This window comes from Georgenia halophila (genome assembly GCF_039541595.1).
This window is the reverse complement of record NZ_BAABGN010000001.1, coordinates 81,921-98,704: the sequence shown is the minus strand read 5'-3', so window position 1 is coordinate 98,704 and position 16,784 is coordinate 81,921. Positions and strand designations below refer to the sequence as shown.

16 protein-coding genes are annotated in these 16,784 nt (G+C 72.8%); 9 read left to right on the top strand and 7 right to left on the bottom strand.

Going from position 1 to position 16,784, the window contains the following annotated elements; all coding sequences use genetic code 11:
• Window positions 1-34: 34 nt before the first annotated feature.
• Window positions 35-409, bottom strand: a complete 375-nt coding sequence (locus tag ABD907_RS00455; protein WP_345214517.1) for a cold-shock protein — start codon at window positions 407-409, stop codon at window positions 35-37.
• 192 nt (window positions 410-601) lie between these two features.
• Between ABD907_RS00455 and ABD907_RS00450 the strand changes: the two genes are divergently transcribed.
• The 4 genes from ABD907_RS00450 to ABD907_RS00435 all read left to right on the top strand — a co-directional run bounded on the left by ABD907_RS00450 (window position 602) and on the right by ABD907_RS00435 (window position 4,344).
• Window positions 602-2,950 carry a helicase-associated domain-containing protein gene (locus ABD907_RS00450; protein ID WP_345214516.1) on the top strand — a complete coding sequence of 783 codons (2,349 nt, stop codon included), beginning with the start codon at window positions 602-604 and terminating at the stop codon, window positions 2,948-2,950.
• Window positions 2,951-3,058: 108 nt separating this feature from the next.
• On the top strand, window positions 3,059-3,499 hold the full coding sequence (locus ABD907_RS00445; RefSeq protein ID WP_345214515.1) for a DUF4262 domain-containing protein: 441 nt from the start codon (window positions 3,059-3,061) through the stop codon (window positions 3,497-3,499).
• 39 nt (window positions 3,500-3,538) lie between these two features.
• Entirely contained in the window at window positions 3,539-3,928 is a 390-nt protein-coding gene (locus tag ABD907_RS00440; RefSeq protein ID WP_345214514.1) for a DUF2237 family protein, read from the top strand.
• Window positions 3,925-4,344 (top strand): HIT family protein, encoded by a 420-nt coding sequence (locus tag ABD907_RS00435; RefSeq protein WP_345214513.1) that lies wholly within the window; start codon window positions 3,925-3,927, stop codon window positions 4,342-4,344. Before ABD907_RS00440 ends, ABD907_RS00435 begins: the two co-directional genes overlap by 4 nt.
• 18 nt (window positions 4,345-4,362) lie before the next feature.
• Here ABD907_RS00435 and ABD907_RS00430 read toward each other — a convergent pair whose 3' ends face one another.
• The 4 genes from ABD907_RS00430 to ABD907_RS00415 all read right to left on the bottom strand — a co-directional run bounded on the left by ABD907_RS00430 (window position 4,363) and on the right by ABD907_RS00415 (window position 8,424).
• Window positions 4,363-5,295 carry an RNA polymerase sigma-70 factor gene (locus ABD907_RS00430; RefSeq protein ID WP_345214512.1) on the bottom strand — a complete coding sequence of 311 codons (933 nt, stop codon included), beginning with the start codon at window positions 5,293-5,295 and terminating at the stop codon, window positions 4,363-4,365.
• A gap of 5 nt (window positions 5,296-5,300) precedes the next feature.
• On the bottom strand, window positions 5,301-6,542 hold the full coding sequence (locus ABD907_RS00425) for an NAD(P)/FAD-dependent oxidoreductase (protein ID WP_345214511.1): 1,242 nt from the start codon (window positions 6,540-6,542) through the stop codon (window positions 5,301-5,303).
• Between the two features lie 127 nt (window positions 6,543-6,669).
• Window positions 6,670-7,881 (bottom strand): pyridoxal phosphate-dependent aminotransferase, encoded by a 1,212-nt coding sequence (locus ABD907_RS00420; protein WP_345214510.1) that lies wholly within the window; start codon window positions 7,879-7,881, stop codon window positions 6,670-6,672.
• Between the two features lie 51 nt (window positions 7,882-7,932).
• Entirely contained in the window at window positions 7,933-8,424 is a 492-nt protein-coding gene (locus ABD907_RS00415) for a pyridoxamine 5'-phosphate oxidase family protein (protein ID WP_345214509.1), read from the bottom strand.
• 187 nt (window positions 8,425-8,611) lie between these two features.
• Between ABD907_RS00415 and ABD907_RS00410 the strand changes: the two genes are divergently transcribed.
• From ABD907_RS00410 to ABD907_RS00390, 5 genes are all read left to right on the top strand, one after another.
• On the top strand, window positions 8,612-9,472 hold the full coding sequence (locus tag ABD907_RS00410; RefSeq protein WP_345214508.1) for a Rieske (2Fe-2S) protein: 861 nt from the start codon (window positions 8,612-8,614) through the stop codon (window positions 9,470-9,472).
• 69 nt (window positions 9,473-9,541) lie between these two features.
• Entirely contained in the window at window positions 9,542-11,185 is a 1,644-nt protein-coding gene (locus ABD907_RS00405; protein WP_345214507.1) for a DNA repair helicase XPB, read from the top strand.
• 134 nt (window positions 11,186-11,319) lie between these two features.
• Entirely contained in the window at window positions 11,320-13,347 is a 2,028-nt protein-coding gene (locus tag ABD907_RS00400) for a TPM domain-containing protein (RefSeq protein ID WP_345214506.1), read from the top strand.
• Window positions 13,348-13,438: 91 nt separating this feature from the next.
• Window positions 13,439-14,227, top strand: coding sequence for a PspA/IM30 family protein (locus tag ABD907_RS00395; RefSeq protein WP_345214505.1), 789 nt, complete (start codon window positions 13,439-13,441; stop codon window positions 14,225-14,227).
• A 267-nt stretch (window positions 14,228-14,494) separates the two neighbouring features.
• Complete coding sequence (locus ABD907_RS00390) at window positions 14,495-15,130, top strand: nitroreductase family protein (RefSeq protein WP_345214504.1); 636 nt, start codon at window positions 14,495-14,497, stop codon at window positions 15,128-15,130.
• Here the strand turns inward: ABD907_RS00390 and cofC are convergent, their stop codons facing one another.
• The gene (gene cofC / locus ABD907_RS00385; RefSeq protein WP_345214503.1) at window positions 15,131-15,793 is read right to left on the bottom strand and encodes a 2-phospho-L-lactate guanylyltransferase; all 663 of its coding nucleotides are present in this window, start codon (window positions 15,791-15,793) and stop codon (window positions 15,131-15,133) included.
• Window positions 15,790-16,695, bottom strand: a complete 906-nt coding sequence (gene cofD, locus ABD907_RS00380; protein WP_345214502.1) for a 2-phospho-L-lactate transferase — start codon at window positions 16,693-16,695, stop codon at window positions 15,790-15,792. The genes cofC and cofD overlap by 4 nt, the downstream gene beginning before the upstream one ends.
• Window positions 16,696-16,784: the final 89 nt, after the last annotated feature.

Here is a 16,784-nt window from a genome sequence, read left to right as displayed (position 1 = left end):
TCGTTCCGCACGCGGGCACTCACCAGCGCTTTCGTCACGCGTCGAACTGGTCGGCGACGTGCCGGAGCACCTGAGCGAGCCGCTCACCGTTCTCCGGGTACTTGCCCCGATGGAGGGAGTTCGAGGCGCGGTCGAGCGCCTTGATGAGGTCCTCGACGATCGGGACCATGTCCTCGGCGTTGCGCCGGCGCACACGCGCCACCGACGGCGGGGTCTCCAGCACGCTGACGGAGAGCGCAGACGGCCCTCTGCGACCGTCCGCGATACCGAAGTCCACGCGCGTGCCCTGCTTCAGCGTGGCACCCTCCGGCACCGCGGACGCGTGCAGGAACACCTCGCCACCGTCGTCGTTGGCGATGAAGCCGAATCCCTTGTCGGCGTCGTACCACTTCACCTTGCCGGTAGGCACGGAACTGACCTCATGCTCTCGCTACGTAGATGAAGGCGCCGGCAGTGCCGGCGCCGCTTCCTGCCTACCAGGATAGCGGGGCAGGCCAGGAGAAGCGCGTCCATACCCCGACGCCGCACTCCGCGGGGCCGAGAGCGCGCGGCGGATGACACGAAGGTACGCCTCGGCGACGCTCACCGTAATGTGGTGAGAATGAGATCAACGGCCGGGACGGTGGAGCTCGTCGCCGCGCTGAACGAGCGCGACGACGCAACGCTCGCTGCGCTCCTGGCGGCGCGACCGGACCTCGCCTCCCCCACGCCGTCGTCGTTGACGTCGCTGGCCGCCCGGGCAGGTTCACGGCTGAGCGTGGACCGAGCGCTCGCGGGACTCGGCACGGTCGAGCTCGCCGTCGCAGAGGCTGTGGTCGCCCTCGCACCGCTCGAGGAGATCACGGCAGCGCGACTGTCCAGCGCCGTCGGGCTCGACGCCGGACCGTCCCTGGAACACCTCGCGGACCTGGCGCTCGTGGTCGACGGCACGCCCGTGGCTCCGCTGGCGGAGGCGCTCGGCCCGCACCCGGTAGGCCTCGGCCCGACCCTCGCCGAGCTCGACGAGACGGCCCAGGGCTCGACGCACGCCGTCACCGAGCCGTCCCCGCCGAGCGCACCGACCACACCCGAGGAGCTGCGGGCCGTGCTCATCGACGCACCCGAGTCCGCCGTCGGGACGCTCGACGCGCTGACGTGGGGACCACCGGTCGGGACCATCGGCAGCAACGGCATGCCGGAGGGCGCGGGCTGGCTCCTCGAGCACGGGCTCCTGCGGCACGTCACCCCGACCCAGCTCGTGCTGCCGCGCGAGGTCGCGCTCGCCGCTCGGGAGGGCCGCACCCACCGCGAGCCGCCGCGCCCGCCAGAGCTCGACTACCGCACCGTCCCGGCGCACGTCATCGACGCCGAGGCCGCCCGGGCCGCCGAGGAGATCGTCCGGCTCGTCCGCGTCCTCCTCGAGACCTGGCAGGACGAGGGCGCCCGTGTGCTGCGCACCGGCGGTGTCGGGGTCCGCGAGCTGCGCCGCACCGCAGCGGCCCTGGACGTCACCGAGCAGCGCGCGGCGCTGGTGGCCGAGCTCACCGCCATGGCCGGGCTGCTCAGCCAGGACGGCGACGAGCAGCTGACCTGGGTGCCCGCACGCACCGCCGAGGACTGGCTCGCCGACCCGCTGCACCTGCAGTGGGCACAGCTCGTGCTCGCCTGGGTCGACTCCGCCCGGACGCCGTGGCTGGTCGGCACGCGCGAGGGCGGCAACCTGCGCTCGACGCTCGAGCCGACCCTGGAGCGCAGCTGGGCGGTCGAGCTGCGCCGTCGTGTCCTGCGCGCCCTGAAGGAGATGCCCGAAGGCGCGGCTCTGGACGCCGATCAGGTCCACGCCCTGCTCTCGTGGGAGCGCCCGCGCGCGACAGCGCCCGAGACGACGGTCGCGTCGGTGCTGATTGAGACCGACGTCCTCGGGCTCACCGGTGCCGGAGCCCTGACCGAGGCCGCGCGCCGGCTCCTCGACCGCGGCAGCGAGGAGTCGATCGGCGAGGCGCTGCGGTCGACGTTGCCCGAACCGGTCAGCGAGCTGCTTGTTCAGGGCGACCTGACGGCGGTCGTGCCGGGCCGGCCGGATCCCGACCTCGGCGCGCTGCTCGAGCACTGCACGGACGTGGAGTCGCGCGGCTCCGGACTGACGGTGCGGTTCACGGCCGCCTCCGTGCGCCGCGCCCTGGACACCGGCATCGCCTCCGAGGAGCTGCTCGAACGCCTCAAGGGATACTCGCGCACCCCCCTGCCGCAGGCGCTGGAGTACCTGGTGCGTGACGCCGCCAGGCGGCACGGTCAGGTCAAGGTCGGTGCCGCCAACTCGTACCTGCGCGTCGAGGACGCCGCCATCGGTGCCGAGCTGATGGCCAATCCCTCGCTCACCGGCCTCCGGCTGCGTGCTCTCTCTCCCACCGTCCTCGCCTCCGCCGCACCTCCCGGCGAGGTCCTCAAGTCCTTGCGCAACGCCGGTCTGGCGCCGGTGCCGGAGGGCCCGGGCGGCGCCGCCATGACGTCGGGCGCGCCCGCCGCAGCAGCCTGGCCCGGCACAGCGGCCGGGCCCGGCAGGGCCATGTCCGGCTTCTCGTCGCGACGCCGACCCCTCGGGGCGCCGACCGATCCCGGCGCCGCGGCCAGCACCTACACGCGCCGTCCGGACGCCGAGGAGCTGCAGCGGGTCGTCGCCCGGATGCGTGCCGGGGAGGAGCAGGTGCACCGCGACGTCGAGCGCCGCTCCGCCGGCGGCCCGGTCGCCACGGACCCGGTGCACGCGCTCGAGGTGCTGCGGGACTCCGCGGCTGCCGGGGAATCGGTCGACATCGTGGTCGTGGGCGCCCTCGGCACCCCGGAGCAGCGGCGCGTCCGCCCGCTCAGCGTCGAGGGCGGCCGGGTGCGCATGGCGGACCTGGAACGCGAGACCGAGATGACCGTCGCCATCCACCGGATCTCCGCCGTCGCCACCGTGTCCACAACCTGACCCGTCCCGCCGACGGCGGAGCGTCACGCTGCGTAGTTTCGCCCACGACGGCGTCGACGACGCCGGAGTCGGGAGGACGGAGCGGCCATGTGCTGGCGGTGCGACGGCATGAGCTGGGAGGAGATCGAGGTCAGGCAGCGCGCCCTGATCGAGGAGCACGGCTGGATGGTGCAGACCGTGGAGCCGGAACCCGACACGGTGCCCTTTGCCTACACCGTGGGGTTGACGCGCTACCACGACCACCCCGAGCTACTCGTCTCCGGGCTGCCCGCGGAGGTGGCCGGACCCGTCCTGAACCAGATGGGCCGCCAGGTCCGCGAGGGCGAGCGGTTCACGGCCGGCGACGTCCTCGTCAAGGACGGCACCGAGCTCTTCTTCGTCCTGCTGCCGGTCGAGGACCCGTACGAGATGGTCACGGCCCAGGAGATCTACAACGACGACGGTGCCCGGCCGGTCCCGGGTCTGCAGATGGTCTGGTCCGACGCCTACGGGCGGCTGCCGTGGGAGGAGCAGTGGCTGGGTGGTTGGCCGCAGGAGCTGTTCAGCTGAGCGGGGTCCGTGCGAGTCGGCGCCTGACATGATGCCGACATGGCAGATCGGAATGTTCTGGGTGGCGAGCTCGGCGAGTGTGGCGTCGACCCTGTGACCGGCTACTACCGGGACGGCAAGTGCGTCGCCGACGAGGCCGACCTGGGCAATCACAGCGTCTGTGCCGTGATGACCGGCCCGTTCCTCGAGCAGCAGCGCCGCGTGGGCAACGACCTTGTCACCCCGCGGCCGGAATGGCTGTTCCCGGGCCTCAAACCCGGTGACCGGTGGTGCGTGGTGGCCGCACGCTGGCTGCAGGCGCACGCCGAGGGCGTAGCCGCGCCGGTGGTCCTGGAGTGCACGCACGAGCGGGCCCTCGACGTGGTCCCCCTCGAGCTGCTGCGCCACTACGCCGTCGACGTGCCCGACGACCCCAGGGTGCTCGGGTGAGCGAGAAGCCCTGCGCCTTCTGCGCGATCGTCGACGGCGCGAAGGCGCACACGGTGCTCGAGACCCGGGACACCGTCGGCTTCCTCGACACGCGTCCGGTCTTCAAGGGCCACGTGCTGCTCGTGCCCCGTCGCCACGTCGTGACCCTGCCGGACCTGCCGGCCGAGCTGCTCGGGCCGTATCTGTCCGCGGTTCAGCGCCTGGCGACGGCCATGGTCGACGGCCTCGGTGCGCAGGGCTCGTTCGTGGCGGTGAACAACGTGGTCAGCCAGTCGGTCGCACACCTGCACACCCACGTGGTGCCGCGGACCAGGGGCGACGGGCTGCGTGGTTTCTTCTGGCCCCGCACCAAGTACGCCGACGACGCCGAGGCCGAGGCCTACGCCGGACGGCTCAGAGAGGCGCTCGACGGCTGAAGAGCGGAGGCGGCCCGGTCAGCTCGCACCCGCCTGGCGCCGTCGCGCCTCGAGCGCTTCTCGCTGGAGCGCCCAGGCGTCCGCCACCGGACCCAGGTGCCCGAGCTTGTCGGGGTTGATGACCGAGCGCACCGTCTGGATCCGCCCGTCGAGGACGTCGAGCGCCATGATCGCGAGAAGCTTGCCGTCCGGCCCGCGCAGGACCACTCCCGGCTGGTGATTCACCTCGTGCGGCTCGAGGATCAGCCCGGCGCCCGCCAGCATCGGGGTGAAGGCCGCGAAGACCCGGGCGACCTTCTCCGCCCCGGCCACCGGCCGGGCGAACGCCGGAGCCTTGCCGCCACCGTCTCCGATCACCTGGACGTCGGCTGCCAGCAGCTCGCGCAGACCGTCGACGTCGCCGTCCCGGAAGGCGTCGACGAACCGGGCGGCGAGCTCCTCGCGCTCGCGGCGGTCGGCCTCGAACCGCGGCCTTCCCGTTTCCATGTGCCGCCGGCCGCGCATCGCGAGCTGCCGGCACGCGCTTTCCGAGCGGTCTACCGCTGCCGCGATCTCCGCGAAGCCGAACCCGAACACCTCGCGCAGCACGAACACCGCCCGCTCCAACGGGCTGAGACGCTCCAGCAGGAGCAGCGCGGCCATGGACACCGAGTCGGCGAGCTCCGCCGACCGTTCCGGGTCCTGGTACGGATCGTCCAGCAGCGGCTCGGGAAACCACTCGCCGGTGTACTGCTCCCGCCGGACACGCGCCGAGCGGAGCACGTCGATCGAGATCCGGGTGACCACTGCCGCGAGGAAGGACCTGACGCTCTCGGGAACGGTGTCGGTCGAGACGTACCGCAGCCAGGTCTCCTGCACCGCGTCCTCAGCCTCGCTGACGCTGCCCAGGATCCGGTAGGCGATCGCGAACAGCATCGGTCGCAGCTCGGTGAACTCCTCGGTGCGGGTCACCTGCCTCAGCCTGCCACCGTCTCGGTGTCCCGGCTCGCCTCCCGGCCGGTCCCGTCCCGGCCCGCTCCGGGCCATCGGACGGCCCCGGGCATACGCCGCGAGACGCCGACCGTGCGCCCGACTCCACGGAGCACGAGCTCCTTGAACACGCTGACGCCCCGTCCGGTCCACGCCCTCCCGGACGCCACATCCTCGCGGGTCGTCAGCTGTAGCACCCCGTCGCGTCGACCCAGGCTGACGCAGCGTCCCTGGAACCCGAGGTCGAGGGCCGCGGGGCCGCCGTCGGGCACGATCCCGAGCGCCTCGTCCCGGAGCACGTCGGCCGCGTGGGCGCCCGACGGGAACCCGAACTGGCAGGACATGCTGTACCGCTCGCCACGCGGACCGGGGGCGTGCCCGGCGTCGCCCACGGCGAGCACCTGCGGGTGGGACACCGACTGCAGCGCGGCGTCGGTGAGCACCGCGCCCTGCCGGTCGACGGCGAGCCCGGACTCGCGTGCCAGCGGCGGCGCCGCGAATCCGCCGCACCACACGGTGAGGTCCGAGGGCACGTGGCCGCCGTCGCCCAGCAGCAGCCGGTCCGGCTCGACGGCGTGTACCCGGGCGTCGCCGACCGCCTCCACGCCGAGGCGCCCCAGGGTTCGGCGCACGTGCTCGGCCGCCGGCGGGGTGAACCATCCGCCGACCTCGCCGGAGGTGACCAGCCGCACCCGCACGTCCGAGCGGTGCTCGGCCAGCTCGGTGACCGTCTCCAGGCCGGTGAACCCGCCGCCGACGACGGCGACCTGGGCCCCCGCTGGCAGCGCCGCGAACGCGGTGCGCAACCGACGGGCGGCTGCCAGGTCCCCGACGCCGTGGACGTCCTCACCACCCGGGACCGGCACCGGTTCGGTGGTGCTGCCCGTGGCGAGGACGACCCGGTCGAACGCGAGGCGGCGCACGCCGTCCGGTCCGGTGACCGTCGCCCGTCCGGCGTCGGGGTCGAGCGCCGTGACGTGCCCCTCCACGAACGTGATGTCCGGGCCGAGCGTGTCGCGCAGGCTCGGGGCGGCGACGGGATGCCCGACGGCGACCTGATGCAGGCGGAGCCGGTGCACGAGCGTCGGCCGTGGGTTCACCACGGTGACGTCGACGCGTCCCCTGGAGCGTCCCGCCAGCCGGACGGCGGCCATGCCGCCGGCGAACCCGGCTCCGACGACGAGGACGCGCATCCTGGTGCTTGCTGATGTGTTCGTCGATGTACTCATACCCCGGAGACGAGGTGGCGTCCGTGGCTGTGACATCCCTGCGCGGTGCCGATGCCGCGGGGCCCGGACCTTGCCACCTGTCGGAGCTGGGACCGGGAAGGTTGCTCCGCTGTGCGACCGGGAAACGTCAGCCCGTCTCCTGGAACCGCAGAATCCGCTCGACCGCCTCGGTCACCGCTTCCGGCCCGGCGGCGAGCGAGAGCCGGACGTACGAGCCGCCGTTCGCTGCGTCGAAGTCGGCGCCCGGGACGACGGCGACGCCCTCCCGTTCCAGCAGTGCCTCGCACCACGCGGTCGCGTCCGGGTACGGGGCGAGCTGCTCGCCGAGGTCGGCGTACAGGTAGAAGGCCCCGTCGGCGGGCGCGACCGTGCCCCACCCGAGACGGTCGAGACGGTCGAGCAGGAGCGCCCGGGTGGCCGCGAACTCGGCGACCCGGGCGTCGGCCTCGGTGTACGAGGACTCGGTGAACGCCTCGACGGCGGCCAGCTGGGCCGGCGTCGGCGGGCAGAGGGCCACGTTGCCCGCGAGCGCGTCGACCGCACCGACCAGGTCCGGCGGCGTGAGCGCCCAGCCGAGCCGCCACCCGGTCATGCCCCAGTACTTCGAGAACGACGAGACCACGACGGCGGAGCGGACCGGCGCGTCGACCTCCCAGGCGCAGATCCCCTTGGCGCCGGGCGCCGCCGGGTCTCGCGGATAGGTGATGCCGTGGTAGATCTCGTCGCTGACGAGCCGGACGCCATGGTCGGCGCACCAGGCGGCCAGCGCGGCGAGCTCCTCGCGGCTGACCATCGTGCCGGTGGGGTTCGCCGGTGAGGCGAGCACCAGGCCGGCGAGCGGACCGGACTCGGTGACGACCGCATCGAGCGCCGCGGGCGTGGGCTGGAACCGCTCGGCGGGACCGCAGTCGACCTCGACCACCTCGCACCCGAGAGCGCGGAGGATGTTCCGGTAGGCGGGGTAGCCAGGGCGTGCCAGGGCCACCCGGTCGCCGGCGTCGAACGCTGCGAGGAAGGACAGCACGAAGGCACCCGAGGACCCGGTGGTGATCGCGACCTGGGCGGGGTCGACGTCGAGGCCGTACCAGCGGCCGTAGTGCCCGGCGACGGCCTCGCGCAGTGGGCGGACCCCGAGCGCCGAGGTGTACCCGAGGTCGGCCCGGGCGGCATGGATCTGCTCGGCGCGGGCGTGCACGGCGGCGGGGGCGCCACCGGACGGCTCGCCGGCGCACAGGGACACGACGTCGCGTCCGGCCGCCCGCAGCTCGGCGATGCGGTCGAGGATCCGCATGACCTCGAACGCGGGGACGGCGGAGCGGTCGGAGACGTGCCTGGTCATGTCGCTCCCATCCTTCGCGGCCTCGCGCCCGCTCAGGTTCGCACGAACCGGTCAGGTCACGTCGCCGTACGCCACGAGCCACGTCGGCTCGAGACGGTAGAGGCGGACGTCGGCTCCCCACGTCGTCGGGTCGCTGCCGTAGTGCGCCGTCCAGTGCTCGATCGTCTCGGCGTAGTCGTCATGCTCCGGCTGGAGCTGCCGGGCGTGACCGTGCGCGAAGACGCCGACGCGCTCGCCGTCGACGTGGGCGACGCTCACCGCGGGTCGGGCGGCGATGTGGCGCGCCTTCGCGGCCCGCCCGTCGGTGCCGAAGGTCCACGAGCCGTGCAGGAAGTGCCCGTCGACGGCGCTGATCCGTGGCTCACCCCCGGCGGTCACCGTCGCCAGGCTGAGCACCTTCATCCCCGTCATCAGGTCGACGACCTGCTCCGCGGACAGCCGCTTGTCGCCGCTGACGATCTCCCGCAGGTGGGGCGTGCTCCTGCTGTGGGACGCCGCCATCAGCCGGTCGAGGGCTTCGATCTCCTCGTGTGTCTCGTTCATCGCGCCGATGGTACGGACGAGCGCCGACATCCGATCAGGGCCCTTGGCCGGTTCTCTCGAGGGGCACCACGACGGGCCCCGAGGCGACCGATCCCACGGCCGACCTCTCGAAAGGCGGACCGTGCGGTTCGTCACTACGCTCGGCGGCGACCCGAAAGGGTGGCGACCCGAGAGTACGGAGGCTCCGATGTTGGCGCAGACGATCCGCAAGCTCGAGCAGGTCAAGGGCCTGGACCGCGTGGTCAACACCATGAACGACGCGGTGAACAAGGTACTGCCGCCCGGCGAGGTCAAGGACGCGCTGCACGGCAAGCAGCTCGGGCACGCGCTGCATCCGATGCTCATCGCTGTGCCGATCGGGTTCAACGTCGCCGCCACCGTGCTCGACCTCATGGGCGGCGAGCGGGACCGTGCAGCCGCCCGGCGCCTGGTCGGCGTCGCCCTGGTGGCGACGCCTCCGACGGTGGCCGCCGGGCTCGCGGACTTCTCCTCCCTGGGCAAGAACATGCGCCCCAAGCGGGTGGCGGTGGTGCACGCCGGGTCGAACGCCGTCGCCTCCGTGCTGTTCACGGCGAGCTGGCTCGCCCGGCGGCAGGGGCGGCACGGAGCCGGGAAGATGTTCAGCCTGCTGGGGCTGACCGGACTGAGCGTCGGTGGGTACCTGGGCGGGCATCTCGCGTACAGCCAGGGCGTCGGGGTGAACCGGAACGCGGACCGCGCGCCTCGCCCGAAGGACTGGACCGACGCGGCCGCGGTCTCCGACCTCGCCGCGGGCCCGGTACGCGTGGAGGTCTCCGGCCAGCCCGTGATGCTCGTGCGCAAGGACGCCGAGGTGTATGCCCTCGGCGCGGTCTGCAGCCACCTCGGCGGACCGCTCGAGGAGGGTCAGGTCGTCGGCGGCGACGACGAGTGCGTCGTCTGCCCCTGGCACGGCAGCATGTTCCGGCTGAGCGACGGCTCGGTCGCCCGCGGCCCGGCGACGGCGGCGCAGATCCCGTACGACGTGCGCGTCTCCGGCGACCGGATCGAGGTGCGGGCCCGACAGTGAGCACGTCCGTGAGCGGGAACACGGGCGGACACCTCGCACGGCCACCCGCCACCGGGTGACAATGGCCGGATGCCTGACGGCCCCCTGATCGTCCAGTCCGACAAGTCCCTGCTCCTCGAGGTCGACCACGACGACGCCAAAGAGGCTCGGCGCGCCATCGCACCGTTCGCCGAGCTCGAGCGCGCTCCCGAGCACGTGCACACCTACCGGCTCACGCCGCTCGGTCTGTGGAACGCCCGTGCGGCGGGCCACGACGCCGAGCAGGTGGTCGACGCGCTCGTCCGCTTCTCCCGCTACCCGGTCCCGCACACGCTGCTGGTCGACGTCGCCGAGACGATGGACCGGTACGGGCGCGTGCAGCTGGTCAAGCACCCCACCCACGGCCTGGTGATGCACGCCCTGGACAAGCCGGTGCTCGAGGAGGTGCTCCGGTCCAAGCGGACCAAGGGCATGCTCGGCGACCGGATCGACGACGAGGACGTCGTCGTCCATCCGTCCGAGCGGGGACGGCTCAAGCAGGCCCTGGTCAAGCTCGGCTGGCCCGCCGAGGACCTCGCCGGCTACGTCGACGGCGAGGCGCACGAGATCACGCTCGACCAGGGTGACTGGCACCTGCGGCCCTACCAGGAGGAGGCGGTGGACACCTTCTGGCACGGCGGCTCCGGCGTCGTCGTCCTGCCGTGCGGGGCGGGCAAGACGCTGGTGGGTGCCGGCGCGATGGCACGCTCGTCGACCACCACGCTGATCCTGGTGACCAACACGGTCGCCGCGCGGCAGTGGCGCGAGGAGCTCATCCAGCGCACGTCCCTGACCGATGACGAGATCGGCGAGTACTCCGGATCCCGCAAGGACGTCCGGCCCGTCACCATCGCGACCTACCAGGTGCTCACGACCAGGCGGAAGGGCGCGTACGCGCACCTGGAGCTGCTCGACGCGAACGACTGGGGCCTCATCGTCTACGACGAGGTGCACCTGCTTCCCGCGCCGATCTTCCGGATGACGGCGGACATGCAGGCGCGGCGCCGCCTGGGCCTGACCGCCACCCTCGTTCGCGAGGACGGCCGTGAGGACGAGGTCTTCTCCCTCATCGGGCCCAAGCGCTACGACGCCCCGTGGCGGGACATCGAGGCCCAGGGATACATCGCGCCCGCCGAGTGCATCGAGGTCCGGCTGACGCTGCCCGAGTCCGACCGCCTCACCTACGCGACGGCGGAGCCGGAGGAGCGGTACCGGCTCGCGGCGTCGGCCCCCGGCAAGATCGGCGCGGTCAAGCAGATCCTCGCGAGGCACCCGGGTGACCAGACGCTGGTGATCGGCCAGTACCTCGACCAGCTCGACGAGCTCGCCGAGGCCCTCGACGCGCCGCTGATCACCGGCCAGACGACGGTCGCGATGCGCCAGCGGCTGTTCGACGAGTTCCGGACCGGGGAGATCCCGGTGCTGGTGGTCTCCAAGGTCGCGAACTTCTCCATCGACCTGCCGGAGGCGTCGCTGGCCGTGCAGGTCTCCGGCTCCTTCGGGTCCCGGCAGGAGGAGGCGCAGCGTCTCGGGCGGCTGATGCGTCCCAAGGCGGACGGGCGCACGGCGCACTTCTACGCCGTCGTCGCGCGGGACACCGTGGACCAGGACTTCGCCGCCCATCGGCAGCGGTTCCTCGCCGAGCAGGGGTACGCGTACACGATTCTCGACGGCGAGGACCTCGCCGCGGCCTGAGCGATGTCGCTCATCCCGAGCGAGCAACGCCGGGTCTAACGGCTGGGGACCACGCGAAGTTCCTACCCTCCTCCAGGAGCGAAGGGCGGGCGTCCTCATTGCGCCGTCGGTACCTGCCAAGGAAGGATCACGGTGTGAAACTCCGTGTCGCATCGATGTCGTTGGCCGCCGCCGCTCTGGCCGTCGGGCCGGTGGTCGCGTTGGCAGCGCCCGCGGCCGCCGAGGACCCGATGAACCTCACCGAGCAGGTGACCGACAGCGCCGGCGTGCTCGAGGCCGGCGAGGTCGAGGAGATCCAGCAGACCTTCGCCACGGTCGAGCAGGAGTCGGGCCAGATCGTCTACGTCGCCTTCGTCTCCGACTTCGGTGGCATGAGCGACGAGCAGTGGTCGGAGCAGACGGCGGAGATGTCCAGCCTCGGCCAGTACAACCCGGTGCTGACGGTCGCCGTGGACGAGCGCACCTGGGGCTACGCGCTCCACAGCTCCTCGGCGATCAGTGAGGCGGACCTCCAACAGATGGCCGAGGCCGAGGTCGTGCCCCACCTCAGCAACGAGGACTGGTCCGGAGCGGCCATCGCCTTCGCCGAGGGCGTAGGCGAGCTGGCCGGCGGCGGCTCCGCCGGCGGGGCCGCGGGCGGAGACGGCGGCGGAGGGTCCGGCATGCTGACCTTCCTCCTCGTGCTCGTGGTGATCGCCGCCGTCATCGGCGGCATCGCCCTGGTCGTGCGCCATCGCCGCCGCGGCGAGTCGGAGGAGCAGAAGCAGGCTCGTGAGACGAAGAAGCTGCCGCCGGACCACCCGCTGCGGCTGCCCACCGAGCAGCTCGCCACCCGCGCCGGTGCCGCCCTGCTCGCCGCCGACGATGCCGTCCGCAGCTCCGAGGAGGAGCTCGGGTTCGCCAAGGCGCAGTTCGGGCTGCAGGCCACCGACCCGTTCACCAAGGCATTGGAAGAGGCCAAGGCCAGCGCGAGACAAGCGTTCAGCATCCGCCAGCGGCTGGACGACCACATCCCCGAGACCGAGCCGCAGCAGCGACAGATGTACGCCGAGATCCTCGAGCTCACCGACGAGATCGACAACACGCTGTCCTCCCAGGCGCAGCACTTCGCCGAGCTGCGTGACCTCCAGGCCCGGGCCCCGCAGGCACTCGATGAGATGGAGCAGCGCGCCACCGAGGTGGAGCGGCGCATCGAGAGCGCCCGCGCTCAGCTGGCCCAGCTGGCCACGCGCTACCCGGCCACCGCGCTGGCCTCGGTGTCGCAGAACCCCGACCAGGCCAAGGACCTGCTGGTCTCCGCGCACGAGTCGGTCAGGACCGGCCGGGAGAAGATCGCGGACGGCGACCGGCAGACGGCCGTGACGCACGTACGGATCGCCGAGGAGGCGATCGGCCAGGCCGCCGAGCTGCTCGAGGACGTGCACGGGGCCGGTGAGCTGCTCGGCGACGCGGCCAAGCGCCTCGACACCGCACTCGCCTCGATCACCTCGGACGTGCAGGACGCCCACCGGCTGGCACCCGACGACCTCGAGGTCACCGCCCACCGCAAGGAGGCGGAGGCCGCCATCGCGCAGGGCCACGAGGCCCGCATGGGCGGCGACCCGCTGGCCGCGCTGTCACGCCTGGAGTCCGCCGAGACGGCCATCGACGAGGCGTTGGTACCGGCGCGGAGCGAGGACGAAAATCGCCGTCGTGCCAGTGCGCTGGTCGATGACCGGCTGGGTCGGCTCGACGCCCGGATCCAGAGCCTGTCGCGATACATCTCCACCCACCGCGGCACCATCGGGCCCGAGGCCCGCACCCGACTGTCGGAGGCCGAGCGCAACGCGGCCGAGGCGCACCGGCTGGCCGACGACGATCCGATCGGCGCCATGCACTGCGTCGCCCGTGCCGAGCAGCTGCTCAACGAGGCCCAGAACCTCGCCCAGCGGGACGCGGACAGCTGGGGCGGTGGAGGCTTCGGCGGCGGGTTCGGCGGCGGACGCCGAGGCGGCCTCGACGTCGGCTCCCTCGTCCTCGGCGGCATCCTGCTCGGCGGGATCGGCGGAGGCGGTGGCGGCTTCGGCGGCGGCTGGGGCGGCGGCGGCGGAGGTGGCTTCGGCGGCGGCGGAGGCGGCTTCGGCGGAGGCGGCGGCTTCGGCGGAGGCGGTGGCGGCTTCTGACGCAGCAGCCCCGACAGGCTCACACCCGGCAGACTCAGACCCGACAGACTTGAGAAACCGTTCAAGGCCCCGACCGAGAAGGACAAGCACCATGGCAGAGAAGCAGAGCATTCTGGGCCGTGTCGCCCAGCTCACCCGGGCGAACCTCAACGCGATCCTCGACCGCGCCGAGGACCCGCAGAAGATGCTCGACCAGCTGGTCCGCGACTACACGTCCTCCATCGCCGAGGCCGAGGACGCCGTCGCCGTGACGATCGGCAACCTGCGTCTCGCGGAGCAGGACCACGCGGCCGACCTGGCCGAGGCGCGCGACTGGGGACAGAAGGCGCTCGCCGCGTCCAACAAGGCCAGCGAGCTGCGCAGCAGCGACCCGGATGAGGCCGCCCGTTTCGAGAACCTCGCCAAGATCGCCATCGGCAAGCAGATCACCGCCGAGAACGAGGCCAAGGAAGTCGAGCCGATGATCGACTCCCAGAACGAGGTGGTCGAGAAGCTCAAGAACGGGCTGGTCCAGATGCGGTCCAAGCTCGAGGACCTGAAGTCCAAGCGCGACCAGCTCGTGGCCCGCGCGAAGACCGCCGAGGCCCAGGCCACGGTCCAGGGGGCGATCTCCTCGATCAACGTCATGGATCCCACGAGCGAGATCTCCCGCTACGAGGAGCAGGTCCGTCGCGAGGAGGCGCGCGTGGCCGGCCACGCGGAGCTGCAGGACACCAGCCTGGAGTCGCAGTTCGCCGAGCTCGAGGACTACGGTCGCAACGCGGAGGTCGAGGCTCGCCTCGCCGCCCTGCAGGCCGGCTCGCCGACCGGCCAGATCGGCGCGGGCGAGGAGCAGGCGACCGGCTCGGCCGCGCCCGAGGAGGACCGCACGACGTACTGAGCGTCCATCTCGCGCACGTGACGTCTCGCGGCAGTCAGCTGTCCGCGTGAACGGGGAGGATCCGCACGCCGGGTCCTCCCCGTTTCGTCAACCGCAGCAAGCTCAGCACGGCTAGCGCTCGATCCCCCGGATGCACCGCGACCCACTCTCGGTGAACGTGTCGAGGTTGGCCGCCGCCGCGTCGTACCGTCCGCCCACGCCCGTCGACGACGAGGCCGGGTAAGGCCGCCCGACGGCGAGAGACGGACGGCGCGAGATGATCGACCCATGGACTTCCAGGACGTCGTACGGCGACGCCGCATGGTGCGCCGGTACTCGACCGAACCGGTCGACCCAGCCGCGGTGACGCGCATGCTCGACAACGCCGTCCGCGCCCCGAGCGCCGGCTTCAGCCAGGGCTGGGCGTTCCTGGTGCTGGACACCACGCAGGACGTCGCTCGGTTCTGGGCGGCGACGACCCCGCCCGAGCGGGCCGCCGCCCCGGACCGTTGGCTGCGCGGGATGCGGGCCGCACCCGTGCTGATCGTGCCGCTCGCGTGCGAGGACGCCTACCGGCGCCGCTACGCCGAGCCGGACAAGGCCCGACGGCTCGACGACGCCCCCGCGGGCGAGCACCCCGCCGCAGAGCTGCCGTGGGCGGTGCCGTACTGGCACGTCGACGCCGGGATGGCGTCCCTGCTCGTGCTGCAGACCGCCGTCGACGAAGGCCTCGGGGCATGCTTCTTCGGCATCCCGGTGGCGCGCGTGGACGCGCTGCGCGCCGCCTTCGGCGTCCCGGCCGACCATGAACCGGTCGGCGCCATCACGGTCGGTCACCCAGCGGCCGACGCCTCGGGCGGCGGGTCTCCGGCCCGGCGTCCACGGCGCCCGCCTGCCGAGGTGGTCCACCGGGGGCGGTGGTGATCAGGCCGAGCGCAGCTTCTTGCGCAGGGACTCGCGGACGTTCTCGGGCAGCTCCGCCCAGTCCGCCGGCGTGTCGAGGTCGACGCCGGTCCCCGGCCCGCGAAGCACGTGCGGCTCGACGCCCAGGCGGTCCGCCTCGGCGGTGTGCGCGGCGTAGCTGCCGGGACCGAACCGGAACTCCCAGTCGCCGACCGAGCGGTGCAGGACGAGGGCGTTGGTCCCCTCCTCCGCGCGGTCCGGCGCGATGACGACCGGTCCGGGGGCCCGGACGAGGTCGCGCACGTCGCCGGGCGCGAGGACGGGCAGGTCCGCGTGCACGACGACGACCCGTTTGGCGGCACCGGCGAGCGCGAACTCGTGCCCGTCCGCGACGGCGCCGTTCAGACCGGCCCTGACCTGCTCGAAGACGTCGACGCGGGTGTCCCGCCCGACGGCCTTCGACGCGTAGGCCACGTCCCCGGTCACGACCACGACGCGGTCCACGACCAGCAGCAGCGTCCGCACGACGTGCCGGGCGAGCACGGCGACCAGGCGGTCGCGCTCCTCGGGGTCGAGGTCCTCGGCGAGCCGGCTCTTGCCGTTCCCGCCACCGCGCAACGGGACGACGGCGATCACACGGCCGGAGGGGCCGTCCGCCGTCGTCCGGGCTCGGGAGTCCGTCATCGGACCAGCAGCTGGTGGGCGAGGCGCTCGCGGTCCGCGCGACCACCCATGACGGTTCCGGTGACGACCGCGGAGATGCCGAGCTCCTCGATCGCCGGGGCCAGTGCGGCGTCGGAATCGTCGATGACGAGCTCGTCGACCAGCCCGCTCCAGAGCCGGGCCACACCGAGTGCGGAGGTCTCGTGCCCCATCGACTGCAGCATCGCGGCCGCGGGGCCCTTGAGCGCCCGGCCGCCGACGATCGGGCTGACCGCGACCCGCCGCGCCGACGTCGCCGCCAGGGCGTCCCGCACACCCGGGACGGCGAGGATGGGTCCGAGCGACACGAACGGATTCGACGGCGCCACCACGACGACGTCGGCCTCGAGCGCCTCGAGCACACCGGGAGCCGGGTGGGCGTGCTCGACGCCCTCGAAGGTCACCCCGAGGACCGGATCTTGGTGACGGCGGGCGACGAAGTACTCCTGGAACTCCAGCGGCCCGGACGGGGTCTCGAGAATCGTCGCCACCCGCTGATCGGTCATCGGCAGCAGCCGCGCCCCGATGCCGAGCGCCCGGCACAGGTCCGCCGTGACCTGGGAGAGGGGCACGCCGTCGCGGAGCCGGGCGCTGCGCACGATGTTGGTGGCCAGGTCGCGATCGCCGAGCTGGAACCAGGTGTCCGCGCCGAGCCGCGCCATCGCCTCCAGGGTGGTGAAGGTGTCGTCGGCGACGCCCCAGCCGGTGTCTGTGTTGCTCATCCCGGCGAGGGTGTACATCACGGTGTCGAGGTCCGGGCTGACGCACAGGCCGTGGACGACGGCGTCGTCGCCGGTGTTGACCACGACGGTGAGGTCTTCGGGCGCGTCGAGCGCGCCGGTCAGGCCTTCCGCAAGCTTCGCGCCGCCGACACCACCAGCCAAGAGTGTCGCTCTCCCCCTGTCTCGCACCCAGGAAGCCTACGACGAGCGCCGCCCCCGGCGTCACCTTGTCCGGCCACGGCTGAGTAGGC

Coding starts and splice junctions, on each gene's coding strand:
- ABD907_RS00395 (WP_345214505.1), top strand. CDS start 13,439: ATGGCAGAGAAGCAGAGCATTCTGGGCCGTGTCGCCCAGCTCACCCGG.
- ABD907_RS00420 (WP_345214510.1), bottom strand. CDS start 7,881: ATGACCAGGCACGTCTCCGACCGCTCCGCCGTCCCCGCGTTCGAGGTC.
- ABD907_RS00390 (WP_345214504.1), top strand. CDS start 14,495: ATGGACTTCCAGGACGTCGTACGGCGACGCCGCATGGTGCGCCGGTAC.
- ABD907_RS00440 (WP_345214514.1), top strand. CDS start 3,539: ATGGCAGATCGGAATGTTCTGGGTGGCGAGCTCGGCGAGTGTGGCGTC.
- ABD907_RS00405 (WP_345214507.1), top strand. CDS start 9,542: ATGCCTGACGGCCCCCTGATCGTCCAGTCCGACAAGTCCCTGCTCCTC.
- ABD907_RS00450 (WP_345214516.1), top strand. CDS start 602: ATGAGATCAACGGCCGGGACGGTGGAGCTCGTCGCCGCGCTGAACGAG.
- ABD907_RS00445 (WP_345214515.1), top strand. CDS start 3,059: ATGAGCTGGGAGGAGATCGAGGTCAGGCAGCGCGCCCTGATCGAGGAG.
- cofC (WP_345214503.1), bottom strand. CDS start 15,793: ATGACGGACTCCCGAGCCCGGACGACGGCGGACGGCCCCTCCGGCCGT.
- ABD907_RS00425 (WP_345214511.1), bottom strand. CDS start 6,542: ATGAGTACATCGACGAACACATCAGCAAGCACCAGGATGCGCGTCCTC.
- ABD907_RS00415 (WP_345214509.1), bottom strand. CDS start 8,424: ATGAACGAGACACACGAGGAGATCGAAGCCCTCGACCGGCTGATGGCG.
- ABD907_RS00410 (WP_345214508.1), top strand. CDS start 8,612: ATGTTGGCGCAGACGATCCGCAAGCTCGAGCAGGTCAAGGGCCTGGAC.